We start from the raw sequence: 13,576 nt of genomic DNA on the forward strand, positions 1-13,576 counted from the left end.
CTGTCCCCGCCGGCCGGCGGGGACCGCGCTAGCCGCCGCTCGGGCTCGCGCCGCCGCCGCTCGGCGGCGGTGACGAGTCCGTGGGGGCCGACGGGCTCGGTGACGGGTCGGACGGCGTGGGGCTCTGGTCGGACGGAGTGGGGTCCGGGTCGGACGGGCCGGGGTCCGACGGCGTGGGGTCGGACGGCGTGGGGTCCGACGGGCCGGGGCCCGGGTTGCCCGTGTTCGACGGGTCGGGGCCCGGGTCCGAGGGGCCCGAACTCCCGTGTCCCTCTATTGAGATGACGGCCCCGGAGGGGTCGATGCCGATGCGCGCCGACCAGTGACCGGCGGGCTCCCGGTCGTGATCGACGTACACCCGGATCGTGAACGACTCGCCGGGCCGCAGCGTTCCCGACGTGCTCGTCAGATAGAGCCAGCTCGCTCCGGTGTGCGCGGACCAGTGGACCGGTGAACTCCCGGACGCCGTCAGCGTGATGAGGGTCGCGGAGCCGCTCGGCTGCGCCTCGACGGTGAGCCGGCCCGGGCCCGAGTGCGAGGGGCCGCCGGGGCTGATGACCTCCACGGAGACGTCCGGGGAGCGGCTGCCCGCGGTGAAACGGGGGTCCGGGGTCGTGCGCGCGTTGCCCGCGTTCTCGTACGCGCCGTCCACGCCGTTGCCGTCGAGCCCGCCCGGGTCGCCGGCCTCGCTCGCGCTGATCGAGCGCCCGTCCTGGCTCTCGCCCGTCTGCGGCGCTCCCCGGTACGCCGCCCACAGCGCCAGCACCGGAGCGGCCACGACGGTGGCGACGACCGTCGTCGTGACGGCACGCGCGCGTAGCCGGTCTCGGCGGGCGGCGCGGTCCTTGGGGTCCATCGGGAAGCCGCGCCGGTCGAAGCGGGGTGCCGCGCCGCGCTGGGGGCGGTTGCCATGGGCCATCGCCCCGTGCAGGGCCGCGCGCGGGGCCGTCGCGAGGGGCAGGGCGGCCGGGGTGACCGTGGTGCCGGGCCAGGCGCCGGGGGTGGCGCGCTCGGCGGTGCGGCGGCAGCGGGGGCAGTCGTCGACGTGCCGGACCAGCTCGCGGCGCAGGGCGGAGCTCAGCAGCAGCTGATTGTCCCCGGTGAGGCGGGCGACGCTCGGGCAGGTGCCGGTCTCCACCACGGCCAGCGCGGCGCGGGTGCGTTCCACCTCGCAGGCGGCGGAGGCGAGCAGCTCGCGGGTGAGCGCCGGGTCCGTGCCCAGCGCGGCGGCGACCTCTCGGGGCGACAGCTGGTGACGTACGGCCAGCTCCAGCGCCTCGCGCTGCTCGGGTGTCGTACCGGCCGCCTCCGGCCAGGCCAGGAGCGCCAGCTCTCGGCGGCGCTGCGCCTGGATCTCTTCGGAGGGGGTCTCTTTGGCGGGCGGGGTTTCGGGGTGGGGCCTGCCCGATGCGTGCGTCCCCTGTCTGCGGCGCTTCGCCTCCGCGAGCGCCCGCAGGCACGACCAGCGCGCGAGCGCGTACAGCCACGCTTTGCGGTCGCTCTCGGATTCGGGGCCGCGGGAGCCGCGGCGTTCGCCGAGCGCGAGGGCGTCGCCCAGCGCCGCGAGGGCGTCGTCGTGATCGCACAGGACGGACAGGCAGTACGTGAACAGGCCGTCCAGATAAGGCTCGTAGCGCGATGTCGGGCGCTGGGGTACGGTCCGCGGCGCAGGTCGCCCGCGCCCGTCGCGGTGCGCCCGGTGTGCGCCGGTGGTCTGCGTGGGAGTTTCCGGCCTGCTGGTCATCACCCGTGCGACCGTAGGCGGATGGTGCCGCACCCTTCCTCCCCCTTGGGGACATTTAATCCGTACGGGTGAAACGATCCCTCAAAGGGGGACGCGAATACTAAATTCCGTTCAGGGGAACATGCGCTCGGCGCATTTTTGTGCGCCGGGGGGCGCATGGGCGCACACCCGGCGCGGGGCTCCCCTGAGGGGGCGGGTGGCGGTCGGCGCCGGGTTGTCAGTGGTCTCGGTTACGGTTCGGTGCATGGCTGCCCGTACGAAATCCGGCAAGGACCGGCCGTCCTACCGCTGCACCGAGTGCGGCTGGCAGACGGCGAAATGGCTGGGTCGCTGCGGCGAGTGCCAGGCGTGGGGGACGGTCGAGGAGTACGGCGTGCCCGCCGTGCGGACGACCGCGCCCGGCCGGGTCACGACGTCCGCCGTCCCGATCGGCCAGGTCGACGCCCGGCAGGCCACCGCCCGCTCCACCGGCGTGCCCGAGCTCGACCGGGTCCTGGGCGGGGGCCTCGTACCCGGCGCCGTCGTCCTGGTCGCGGGCGAGCCCGGCGTCGGCAAGTCCACCCTCCTGCTCGACGTCGCCGCCAAGGCCGCCAGCGACGAGCACCGCACCCTGTATGTCACGGGTGAGGAGTCGGCCAGCCAGGTCCGGATGCGCGCCGACCGCATCAAGGCGATCGACGACCATCTGTATCTCGCCGCCGAGACCGATCTGTCCGCGGTCCTCGGCCACTTGGACGCCGTCAAGCCCAGCCTCCTGATCATGGACTCCGTGCAGACCGTCGCCTCCCCCGAGATCGACGGCGCCCCCGGCGGCATGGCCCAGGTCCGCGAGGTCGCCGGCGCGCTGATCCGCGCCTCCAAGGACCGCGGCATGGCCACCCTCCTCGTGGGCCACGTCACCAAGGACGGCGCCATCGCCGGCCCTCGCCTCCTTGAACACCTCGTGGACGTCGTCCTCTCCTTCGAAGGCGACAGGCACGCGCGCCTGCGCCTCGTCCGCGGTGTGAAGAACCGGTATGGGACGACCGACGAGGTCGGCTGCTTCGAGCTCCACGACGAGGGCATCACGGGACTCGCCGACCCCAGCGGGCTGTTCCTCACCCGCCGCGACGAGCCCGTTCCCGGGACGTGTCTCACCGTCACCCTGGAGGGGCGGCGGCCCCTTGTCGCCGAGGTCCAGGCCCTCACCGTCGACTCCCAGATCCCGTCCCCCCGGCGTACGACGTCCGGCCTGGAGACCTCTCGCGTCTCGATGATGCTCGCCGTGCTCGAGCAGCGCGGGCGGATCAGCGCCCTGGGAAAGCGGGACATCTACTCCGCGACCGTCGGCGGCGTGAAGCTCTCCGAGCCCGCCGCGGACCTCGCCATCGCGCTCGCCCTCGCCAGCGCCGCCAGCGACACCCCGCTCCCCAAGAACCTCGTCGCGATCGGTGAAGTGGGCCTCGCGGGCGAGGTCAGACGGGTGACCGGCGTGCAGCGCCGGCTCGCCGAGGCGCACCGGCTCGGCTTCACCCACGCCCTCGTGCCGAGCGATCCCGGCAAGGTGCCCGCCGGTATGAAGGTCACCGAAGTCGCCGACATGGGGGATGCTCTGCGCGTGCTGCCCAGGAGCCGTCGCCGAGAGGCCCCACGGGAGACGGAGGAGCGCCGGTAGACTTTGCCCTGGTCTCGCCCGTGCGTACGAACCCTGGGCATTCAAGATCTGCAAGTTCCGCAGGATCTGCGACATCTGTGACATCTGCGATGTCTGCAATAGATGTCTGCAATATCTGTGACATCTGCGACCGGAGGAGTGCAGTGGCAGCCAACGACCGGGCAGCAGCTCCCGGCAAGTCCGGCGGGAGCTCCGGCGCCGATGGGCTGATGCGCGCCTCACTGAGCGCCGTCGCGCCCGGTACGGCGCTGCGTGACGGCCTCGAGCGAATCCTCCGCGGCAACACCGGCGGACTCATCGTTCTCGGCTGGGACAAGACCGTCGAGTCGATGTGTACCGGCGGTTTCATCCTGGACGTCGAGTTCACCGCGACGCGCCTGCGCGAGCTGTGCAAGCTCGACGGCGGCATCGTCATCGACAAGGACATCACCAAGATCCTTCGGGCGGGCGTCCAGTTGGTGCCGGACCCCACGATCCCCACGGAGGAGACGGGCACGCGGCACCGCACGGCGGACCGCGTGAGCAAGCAGGTCAGCTTCCCTGTGGTCTCCGTGTCGCAGTCGATGCGGCTCATCGCCCTCTACGTGGACGGGCAGCGGCGCGTTCTCGAGGACTCGGCCGCGATTCTCTCCCGGGCGAATCAGGCGCTGGCGACTCTCGAGCGGTACAAGCTCCGCTTGGACGAGGTGGCCGGGACGCTCTCCGCGCTCGAGATCGAGGATCTCGTTACCGTGCGCGATGTGACCGCGGTCGCTCAGCGGCTGGAGATGGTGCGGCGCATCGCCACCGAGATCGCCGAGTACGTGGTGGAGCTCGGGACGGACGGGCGACTGCTCGCCCTTCAGCTCGACGAGTTGATCGCCGGCGTCGAGCCCGAGCGGGAGCTCGTCGTTCGGGACTATGTGCCGGAGCCCACCGCCAAGCGCTCCCGGACCGTTGATGAGGCGCTGTTCGAGCTCGATGCGCTGACGCATGCCGAGCTTCTTGAACTGTCCACTGTGGCACGCGCGTTGGGGTACACCGGGTCTCCGGAGACCCTCGACTCGGCCATTTCGCCTCGCGGGTTCCGGCTGCTGGCGAAGGTGCCCCGGCTGCCTGGGGCGATCATTGACCGGCTTGTCGAGCACTTTGGCGGGTTGCAGAAGCTGCTCGCCGCCAGCGTCGATGATCTGCAGGCTGTGGACGGCGTCGGGGAGGCTCGTGCCCGGAGCGTGCGGGAAGGGCTCTCGCGGTTGGCCGAGTCTTCGATCCTTGAGCGGTACGTCTAGGCTGCCGCCGGGCTGGGGCGTGGGGGCCTCGCCGTTTTCTTCGGGTGCGGGGGCGCAGCGCTGTCCTCAGGTGCGGGGGCGCAGCGCCGTTTTCAGGTGCGGGGCCGCAGCGCCGTTTTCAGGTGCGGGGCCGCGCCGGGATGTGCGTGCTCGCTGTTCTACGGGGCCTCGTCACCCAGCTGATTACCTGCACGTGGTGCTGGTGGCTCCGCGCGCACATCCCGCCACGGCCCCTCCCGTCTCGTACCCGGCCGGTGGCCGGTGGGCCGTTCGTCGGCCCTTCTGTCTCGTACGCGACTGATCGCCGGGGGCACGTCGGGCGGCTGTGCCTGTCAGTCCTTGGCCAGTACGAAAGATGCCTGAGTCTTGGGGAGTTGGGCTGCCTTCGCCTCTACCAGGTAGGTTCCTGGCGTTGCCGGGCCTGCCGTCGGGGTTGCGCACTGAGGGGCGCTTGCCTTGCGGTCCCATTCGATCGTGTGCGTGATGTGGGCGCCTGCCGGTACGCGCAGCAGGAGGCTGCCGGAGCCCTTGGGGCAGTCGCCGGAGGACCAGATCTCGTCGTCGCTGGAAGCCTGAGTGATCGTCAGGACCGCGTTCTTCGGGCCGAGATCGACCTTGCAGTCCTTCGCCGTCGTGTTCTTGGCCGTCAGCTCGAACTTCGGCTTCTCTCCGGGCGCGTACGAGTTGTGGACGCTGCGCAGCGTCAGGGTCACGCCGCCTGTCGTGCAGTCGGGGAGGCTCGAGCCCGCGGGGAGTCGGTCGCCCGCGCCTGTGCCGCCCTTCGCGTCGTCATCGGATCCCGCCCCTGAGCCGGCTGTGTCCGAGCCTGAGCCGTCACCGTTGTCGCCGTCCGAGGAACCGCCGTCACCACCACCGCCGCCGCCCGACTCGTCGCGGCCGCCCGGGTGTTCGCTGATCGCGGGTCCGGACCCGGAGGGGCCGGGCGTGATGGAAGAGGGCGCGGTGTTCTTGCCGTTCGAGCCACCGGCGCTGTTCCTGCCGCCTCCGCCACCGGAGTTGACGGCCCATACGATCAGCAGCGCGAGCAGCGCCACCATGGACAGCAGAACGGCCCTCCGTCGCCAGTAAATGGTGGAGGGAAGCGGCCCGATCGGATTGCGCAGAGATCCCACGGCGCAAACTGTACGAGAGATCCGTCCGTTCTCCCGCCCCCACCCGCCGCCACGGCCCGCGAGTTTTGCGGATCATAGTCCCGGGCGGCCGTTCCGGCGCGGGGACAACCCCTGTCTTTCGTCAGGTACGGGACGAGACCATCGCCGGATGTGACCGCGTACGGGCCTTACGTACCGTCCGTGACATGGGAATCTTCGACTCCGGCCTCTATCGCGACATCACCGGCTTCGCCCACGGCACCCCGTCGTGGTTCCAGCACCTCATGGAGGTGTTCACCGAGCTGGGGCTGCTGGTATTCGCCCTGCTCTTCGTCGTGGCCTGGTGGCGGGCCCGGCGCGGTGATCCACGGGCCCTGACCGTCGCGGTGCTCGCCCCGCCGGCCACCGGCGTCGCCTACGTGTGCAGCGAGCTGGTCAAGTCCGTTGTCGACGAAGAGCGTCCCTGCCGGGCCGTCTCCGGCGCCCTGAACTCTCTTGTCGCGTGTCCGCCGCACGGTGACTGGTCGTTCCCCAGCAATCACGCCACCATCGCCGCCGCTGCCGCTGTCGGTCTCACCCTCGCCTGGCCCGCCATCGGCCGGCTCACCGTTCCCGTCGCCCTCCTCATGGCCTTCTCCCGCGTCTTCGTCGGCGTCCACTACCCGCACGACGTGGCGGTGGGGCTGGGGGTCGGGGCTCTTGTCTCGTTCGTCGTGGTGCGGCTTTGTGTGGGGGGTGGGGTTCGGGTCGTTGTTGCGATGCGGGGGTCCGGGAATGGCGTTGTTCGTTGGTTCGCCGGGCCGGGGGTGGTTGGTGCGTATGTGGCTGTCGGCGGTCATCGGCAGTGATCAGACCAGGCCCGCCTCGTACGCCACGATGGCCGCCTGCACTCTGTTCTTGACCTCCAAGCGCTCCAGGACCGCGCTGACGTAGGCCTTCACCGTGCCCTCCACCAGGTGCAGGCGGCGCGCTATCTCAGGGTTCGAGAGGCCCGCGCCCACCAGGCCCAGCACCTCGCGTTCGCGTGGGGTGAGCGTGGCCACTCGGGCCCTGGCCGCCGCCTCTCGGCCCAGGCGTTGTGCCCCGAAGCCGTCGATGACATGGCGCGCCACCTTCGGCGACAGGAACGCCGCACCGTCCGCCACGGCCCTGACCCCCGCCATCAGTTCATGCGGGTCACCGGACTTGAGGAGGAATCCGGTGGCCCCGCCGGCCAGGGCCCGGGCCACGTACGCGTCCTCCGAGAACGTCGTCAGCATCGCCACCGCCGTGCCCGGCACCGCTCGTACGATCTCCTCCGCCGCCGCCAGGCCGTCCAGGCGTGGCATGCGGATGTCCAGGAGCGCCACGTCGGGGCGGTGGGCCTGCGTCAGGCTCACCGCCTCACGGCCGTCCGCCGCCTCTGCCACCACCTCGAAGTCGCCGCCCGCCGCCAGGATCGCGCTCACGCCCGCCCGGATCATCGCCTCGTCGTCCGCCAGCAGCACTCGGATCATTTCCGCTCCTTTCGGTTCTGTCGGTGTAGCTGGTCCGCTGTGCCCGGCTTGGGGATCACGCTCTTTTCTGCTAGTTCGTGGTTTTTATTCTTTCTGAAGCAGAGTCTGAAGTGGTCCACCGGGGCGAAGAGTTCGCCGCTCGCCCTGTAGTAGCGGCAGTCCGTCCCCGGTGGAGGCGGGGTTGGAGCTCTGTCCACCGGTGGGTCGCTGATCGTGCGGTCCGGCAGCCGCGGGACCGTCTCCTCCAGCGGCGTTCCGATCTTCAGGGCCGTGTACGCCGTCGGCGTCAGCACCGCGTGCGTCTTCGTGTACGCGTACCAGGCGAACGCCCCGCCGATCAGGACCGCACCCATCGCTGCCGCCGCTCCGAACGCCACCCCGACCCGGCGGTGGGCCAGGCGCCTCGCCGATGCGAAGAGGGCGCCCGGTGCTGTGGTGTCGGGGGTGGGCGTCTTCCCGGTGGGGATGGTGGCGCTGACGCGGTAGCCCTCCTCGTGCGGGCCCGCCTCGAATGAGCCGCCCAGCGCCGCCACTCCGGCGCGCAGGCCTATGAGACCCGTACCGCTGCCCGCCGGGCCCGGGCGGTGCCGGGGGCGGCCGTTCGTGATCTCCACCGTCGTTCCGCCTTCGTTCTGCGTGTGTTCGACGGTGACGGGGGCGCCGGGTGCGTGTCTCGCCGCGTTCGTGAGTGCTTCTTGGATCACTCGGTAGGCGGTGCGGGTTGTTGTGTCGGGGCTGGCGGTGCGGGGGGTTGCGTCGGGGCCGGTGTCCTGGGGGTCTTGCAGTGTTACCGGGAGGCCTGAGTCCGCTGCTCTTTCGATCAGGGCCGCGATGCTTTCGCCCGGTGGGGCCAGGGGCGCCGGCTCGTCGTCCTCGCGCAGCAGGCCGACTATGCCGTGCAGGCGTTCCGTCGCGTCCGATGCCGCCGCGCGCAGTTCGGCCGCCGCCGTGCGGTGCGCCTCGGCCATGTCCGGTGCCACCTGGAGCGCGCCCGCGCGCAGTGCGATGAGGCTCAGTTCGTGGCCCAGTGAGTCGTGCATGTCCTGGGCGATCCTCGCCCGCTCCCGCAGTCTCGCGCGGTCGGCGACGATTCTGTGTTCGCGTTCCAGCTGTTCCGCCCGAGCCCAGCCCGCCGCCGTCAGCTCGCGGCTCTGGCGCCAGTAGCGGCCGATCAGCCAGGGGAAGACCCCGCCGAACAGCAGCGTGCCCATGAGGACCAGCCACTCCGCCGCCGGGTCGACCTGGCGTACCGCGATCTTGGCCGTGCCCGCCGCCGCCACCGCCGCGAACGAGAGCAGTGCGACGCCCGTCGCCGTGCCGCGCAGTCCGAGCAGGAAGGCGAAGGCCGCCAGCGCGCAGCCGTACGACGCGGTGAAGAGGGAGGTGGACGTGGCGAGGCCCGGCGCCGCCGCGAGCAGGAACGCCGTCGCGGGCCAGGTGCGGTGCAGCGCGGTCGCCGCGGCCAGGATCGCGAGGCCGGTGAGCTGGGCCCACAGCGGGGTCCGCTCGTTCAGGCCGAGGCGCTCCGCGGCGACTGCGGGGACGGCCAGGGCCGCCCAGAGCAGGGGGCCCGTACTGCGGGCTGGTGGTCTCACATCTTCCGAAGGTACAAGCGGCGGTCGAGCCGCCGCCCCTGCCGATCGTCAGGGGTGGGCGTCAAGCGCGCGAGGCCGAGCCAACCCGTTTGCGTCGCAGGGTGTCCGCGCCGTCCCCGCTCCCCGTGGCAGGATCGTCCTGCCATGACTGCGCCCACGAACACCAGCACCGAATCCCTGCACGCCCCCGTCATCGACTGGTTCGCGGAGAATGCCCGCGACCTGCCGTGGCGCCACCCCGACGCGGGTCCCTGGGGTGTGATGGTCAGCGAGTTCATGCTCCAGCAGACGCCGGTGAGCCGCGTCCTTCCCGTGTACGAGCAGTGGCTCGCGCGGTGGCCGCGCCCCGCCGATCTGGCCAAGGAGGCGCCCGGCGAGGCCGTGCGCGCCTGGGGCAGACTCGGCTATCCCCGCCGCGCCCTGCGGCTGCACGGCGCGGCCGTCGCCATAACGGAGCGGCACAACGGCGACGTACCCGCCGCTCACGCCCAGCTCCTCGCGCTGCCCGGCATCGGTGAGTACACGGCCGCCGCCGTGGCTTCCTTCGCGTACGGGCAGCGGCACGCCGTCCTCGACACGAACGTGCGGCGTGTGTTCGCGCGCGCCGTGAGCGGTGTGCAGTACCCGCCGAACGCCACGACCGCGGCCGAACGCAAGCTCGCCCGCTCCCTGTTGCCCGAGCAGGAGTCGACGGCCTCGCGCTGGGCCGCGGCCTCCATGGAGCTCGGCGCCCTCATCTGCACGGCGAAGAACGAGAGTTGCCACCGCTGTCCCATCGCCGCCCAGTGCGCCTGGCGGCTCGCCGGCAAGCCCGACCACGTCGGTCCGCCCCGGCGCGGGCAGACGTACGCGGGCACGGACCGGCAGGTGCGCGGGAAGCTGCTCGCCGTGCTGCGGGAGGCCGTCTCGCCCGTTCCCCAGGCGGTGTTGGACCGCGTGTGGGACGAGCCGGTGCAGCGGGCGCGCGCCCTCGACGGGCTCGTGGCGGACGGGCTCGTGGAGCCGATGCCGGACGGCTTGTACCGGCTGCCTCTGAGCTGACGGGCCTACGGGTTTACCCACGTCTTACGTCTGTTACACAACCGACGGACAGCCGTGCGCCCGCCGCATGCTGAAGCGGACAACCCCGTGACAACGCCTCCGTAGCTTCTCCCCTGTACCGATCACCTACAGGTGACGGACAGGGAAAGCGCGAACGGTTCGCGAACGGGAGGCGGTTGGCATGGCGCACGGCGAGGTGCTCGAGTTCGAGGAGTACGTCCGCACTCGGCAGGACGCCCTGCTGCGCAGCGCCCGGCGCCTGGTGCCGGACCCCGTCGACGCCCAGGACCTGCTGCAGACCGCGCTGGTGCGGACGTTCGGCCGCTGGGACGGCATAGCCGACAAGCGTCTCGCCGACGCCTATCTGCGCCGCGTCATGATCAATACGCGTACGGAGTGGTGGCGCGCCCGCAAGCTCGAAGAGGTGCCCACCGAGCAGCTGCCCGACGCGAGCATCGACGACTCGACCGAGCAGCACGCCGACCGCGCGCTCCTCATGGACATCATGAAGGTGCTGGCTCCCAAGCAGCGCAGTGTCGTGGTGCTGCGACACTGGGAGCAGATGTCCACAGAGGAGACGGCCGCCGCACTCGGCATGTCGGCCGGAACCGTGAAGAGCACGCTGCACCGGGCGCTGGCCCGGCTCCGCGAGGAGCTGGAGAGCCGGGACCGCCACGAGTCCGGCCACGGCGCGCTCGAACGGGAGGAGACGGAGCGTTGCGCGGCCTAGGCATACGTGCCGCTCAGGTCCTGAAGGCGGGGGGTACGGCGGTGGCCGCGCTCGCCGCCATCGGCCTTTTCCTCGGCGCCCTCACGGCCTGCTCGGCCGGCGGCACCGGAGCCCGCGACGAGGGGCCCGCCCGCTCCGACCCGGGGGCCTCGGCCGCCCCGAAGGCCGTGTCGTCCTCCCCGGCCTCCCCCGCGCCCAAGCAGGTGAACGCGGTCCGGCTCGTCAAGGACGACCCGTCGGTGAGCACGGAGGTCAAGCGCGACCTCAAGCCCTGTGTGGGGGACGAGTACCCGGTCGACGTGTCCTACGGGAAGCTGACGGGGAACACGTCGAACGACGTCGTGGTCAACGTCATGACCTGCGGAGACGCCGTCAGCATCGGCAGCTACGTGTACCGCGACACCGGCGGCAGGTACGAGAACGTCTTCATGGCCGAGGAGCCTCCGGTGTACGCGGAGATAGACCGGGGCGACCTCGTCGTCACCAAGCAGGTGTACGAGAAGGGCGACTCGGTGGCGTATCCCTCGGGTGAGGACGTCCTGACGTACCGCTGGACCACCGGCCGGTTCGTCGAGCAGGACAGGACGCACAACGACTACAGCAACGCGGTGAACGGGGACACGCCCGAGCCTTCCGACAACTGAGCGGCCGGGCCGGGCAGCCCCGACCATGCGGATGATGGACACCCTCACAATTCGGACGACGTAACAGGAGCAGCGGATTCGGATGGCAGAGCACACCCACGTCCTCTTCGTCGAGGACGACGACGTCATCCGCGAGGCCACCCAGCTCGCCCTGGAGCGGGACGGCTTCGTGGTCACGGCCATGCCCGACGGCCTCGCGGGCCTCGAGGCGTTCCGCGCCGACCGGCCCGACATCGCGCTGCTCGACGTGATGGTGCCGGGCCTGGACGGCGTGAGCCTGTGCCGCCGCATCCGTGACGAGTCCACCGTCCCCGTGATCATGCTGTCGGCACGGGCCGACTCGATCGACGTGGTGCTCGGCCTGGAGGCGGGCGCGGACGACTACGTGACCAAGCCGTTCGACGGGGCCGTCCTCGTGGCGCGGATCCGGGCCGTCCTGCGGCGCTTCGGGCATGCGAGCGGGTCGGCGTCCGGCGCGGCGCCGGCCGTCCCCGACGCCTCCGCCGGGAACGGCGGTGTCCTGCAGTTCGGCGATCTGGAGATCGACACCGAGGGCATGGAGGTCCGCAAGGACGGGGCCACGGTCTCGCTGACACCGACGGAGATGCGGCTGCTCCTGGAGTTCTCGTCCGCGCCCGGCACGGTCCTCTCCCGCGACAAGCTCCTGGAGCGCGTGTGGGACTACGGCTGGGGCGGGGACACCCGCGTCGTCGACGTCCATGTGCAGCGGCTGCGCACGAAGATCGGCCAGGACCGGATCGAGACGGTCCGCGGCTTCGGCTACAAGCTCAAGGCCTGACGGGCCGTGCCGGGGCGGGGTGTTGGGAGAACCGTTGACTCGGTCGGTCCGTGGGCCGGCCGGGTCATCCACTGTCCGACGAGGAACGGGATCGGGATATGAGGGGGGCCGCCGCGACCGTGCGCGCCCGGCTCGGGCAGCCGCTGCGGCTGCCGCTGAGACGGCTGCGCCCGGCGCTGCACACCGGGGTGCGCTGGAAGATCAGCGTCGCCATCGCCCTGGTGGGAGCGCTCGTCGCCCTCGCCCTGAGTCTGGTCGTGCACAACGCGGCGCGCGTCTCGATGCTGGACAACGCGCGCGACGTGCAGGACGAACGCATCCAGTTCGTGGCGCGCCAGTACGAGGCCACCGGGCGCGGCCTCCCCGTCGGCTTCAAGGTCGACGACCCGGGCATACCCCCTGACCTGCGGAAGAGGGCGATGGCCGGCCGGCGCGCCACCTTCGTCTCCGAACAGGCCGGCGGCGTACCCGACATCTGGGCCGCGGTCCCGCTGGGCGACGGGCGCCTGCTGTCCGTGCACACCCGCTTCACCGACCGCAGCGCCACCGTCATGAAGGACCTCGACCAGGCCCTGATCATCGGCTCGATCTCGGTGGTCTTCGGCGGCTGCGCCCTCGGAGTGCTGATCGGCGGACAGGTGTCACGGCGCCTGCGCAAGGCGGCGCTCGCGGCCCGGGAGGTCGCGCAGGGGCGGACCGACGTACGGGTCGGGGACGCCATCGGCGGCGTCGTACGCGACGAGACCGACGATCTCGCACAGGCCGTCGACGCGATGGCCGACGCCCTGAAGCAGCGTCTTGAGGCCGAGCGCCGGGTCACCGCGGACATCGCGCACGAGCTGCGTACGCCGGTGACCGGGCTGCTCACCGCGGCCGAGCTGCTGCCGCCCGGACGCCCGAGCGAGCTGGTCAAGGACCGGGCCCAGGCGATGCGCACGCTCGTCGAGGACGTGCTCGAAGTCGCGCGTCTGGACAGCGCGGCCGAGCGGGCCGAGCTCCAGGACCTGCTGCTGGGCGAGTTCGTGACGCGGCGGATCGGCGCGCGCCACGCGGACGTACGGGTGAGCGTGGTGCACGAGTCGGAGGTCACCACCGACCCGCGCCGCCTCGAACGCATCCTCTTCAATCTCCTCGCCAACGCCGCGAAGCACGGCAAGCCGCCCGTCGAGGTCAGCGTCGAGGGCCGGGTGGTGCGCGTGCGCGATCACGGACCCGGGTTCCCGGAGGAGCTGCTCGACGAGGGGCCGAGCCGCTTTCGTACAGGCGCGGCGGACCGCGCGGGCCACGGGCACGGCCTCGGCCTGACGATCGCGGCGGGCCAGGCGCGCGTGCTCGGCGCCCGCCTCACGTTCCGCAACGTGCGCCCGCCGGGCGCTCCGTCGGGGACTCCGGCCGAGGGCGCGGTCGCCGTGCTGTGGCTGCCGGAACACGCGCCGACAAACACGGGAAGCTTCCCGATGCTGCGGCTGCCGGACTGAGGGCGGCTCCGAACG

12 protein-coding genes are annotated in these 13,576 nt (G+C 71.8%); 8 read left to right on the plus strand and 4 right to left on the minus strand.

Annotated features, from left to right (window positions below; all coding sequences use genetic code 11):
* Positions 1-28: 28 nt before the first annotated feature.
* Entirely contained in the window at positions 29-1,744 is a 1,716-nt protein-coding gene (locus OG574_RS22395; RefSeq protein ID WP_326774663.1) for a BACON domain-containing protein, read from the minus strand.
* Between the two features lie 244 nt (positions 1,745-1,988).
* Here OG574_RS22395 and radA point away from each other — a divergent pair, with 244 nt between their 5' ends.
* Together radA and disA are read left to right on the plus strand one after the other, a co-directional pair.
* On the plus strand, positions 1,989-3,398 hold the full coding sequence (gene radA / locus OG574_RS22400) for a DNA repair protein RadA (protein WP_100597753.1): 1,410 nt from the start codon (positions 1,989-1,991) through the stop codon (positions 3,396-3,398).
* Positions 3,399-3,541: 143 nt separating this feature from the next.
* Positions 3,542-4,666 (plus strand): DNA integrity scanning diadenylate cyclase DisA, encoded by a 1,125-nt coding sequence (disA, locus tag OG574_RS22405; RefSeq protein ID WP_100597752.1) that lies wholly within the window; start codon positions 3,542-3,544, stop codon positions 4,664-4,666.
* 332 nt (positions 4,667-4,998) lie between these two features.
* On the opposite strand, the gene OG574_RS22410 is transcribed toward disA, so the two are convergent.
* Positions 4,999-5,799, minus strand: a complete 801-nt coding sequence (locus tag OG574_RS22410) for a hypothetical protein (protein WP_326774664.1) — start codon at positions 5,797-5,799, stop codon at positions 4,999-5,001.
* 185 nt (positions 5,800-5,984) lie between these two features.
* Here OG574_RS22410 and OG574_RS22415 point away from each other — a divergent pair, with 185 nt between their 5' ends.
* Positions 5,985-6,626, plus strand: coding sequence for a phosphatase PAP2 family protein (locus OG574_RS22415; RefSeq protein ID WP_326774665.1), 642 nt, complete (start codon positions 5,985-5,987; stop codon positions 6,624-6,626).
* Here OG574_RS22415 and OG574_RS22420 read toward each other — a convergent pair whose 3' ends face one another.
* The gene (locus tag OG574_RS22420) at positions 6,627-7,274 is read right to left on the minus strand and encodes a response regulator transcription factor (protein ID WP_326774666.1); all 648 of its coding nucleotides are present in this window, start codon (positions 7,272-7,274) and stop codon (positions 6,627-6,629) included.
* Entirely contained in the window at positions 7,271-8,869 is a 1,599-nt protein-coding gene (locus OG574_RS22425; RefSeq protein WP_326774667.1) for a sensor histidine kinase, read from the minus strand. The genes OG574_RS22420 and OG574_RS22425 overlap by 4 nt, the downstream gene beginning before the upstream one ends.
* A gap of 144 nt (positions 8,870-9,013) precedes the next feature.
* Between OG574_RS22425 and OG574_RS22430 the strand changes: the two genes are divergently transcribed.
* The 5 genes from OG574_RS22430 (at position 9,014) to cseC (ending at position 13,561) form a co-directional block, all read left to right on the plus strand.
* Positions 9,014-9,910, plus strand: a complete 897-nt coding sequence (locus OG574_RS22430) for an A/G-specific adenine glycosylase (protein WP_326774668.1) — start codon at positions 9,014-9,016, stop codon at positions 9,908-9,910.
* A 181-nt stretch (positions 9,911-10,091) separates the two neighbouring features.
* Positions 10,092-10,640: a SigE family RNA polymerase sigma factor gene (locus tag OG574_RS22435; RefSeq protein WP_100597746.1), complete on the plus strand. Its 549-nt coding sequence runs from the start codon at positions 10,092-10,094 to the stop codon at positions 10,638-10,640.
* Positions 10,628-11,284 (plus strand): hypothetical protein, encoded by a 657-nt coding sequence (locus OG574_RS22440; protein WP_326774669.1) that lies wholly within the window; start codon positions 10,628-10,630, stop codon positions 11,282-11,284. The genes OG574_RS22435 and OG574_RS22440 overlap by 13 nt, the downstream gene beginning before the upstream one ends.
* 82 nt (positions 11,285-11,366) lie before the next feature.
* Positions 11,367-12,083 carry a two-component system response regulator CseB gene (gene cseB / locus OG574_RS22445; RefSeq protein WP_326774670.1) on the plus strand — a complete coding sequence of 239 codons (717 nt, stop codon included), beginning with the start codon at positions 11,367-11,369 and terminating at the stop codon, positions 12,081-12,083.
* Positions 12,084-12,181: 98 nt separating this feature from the next.
* A complete protein-coding gene (gene cseC, locus OG574_RS22450; protein ID WP_326774671.1) occupies positions 12,182-13,561 on the plus strand; it encodes a two-component system sensor histidine kinase CseC in 1,380 nt (459 codons plus the stop codon).
* Positions 13,562-13,576: the final 15 nt, after the last annotated feature.

This window comes from Streptomyces sp. NBC_01445 (assembly GCF_035918235.1).
Taxonomy (GTDB): domain Bacteria; phylum Actinomycetota; class Actinomycetes; order Streptomycetales; family Streptomycetaceae; genus Streptomyces.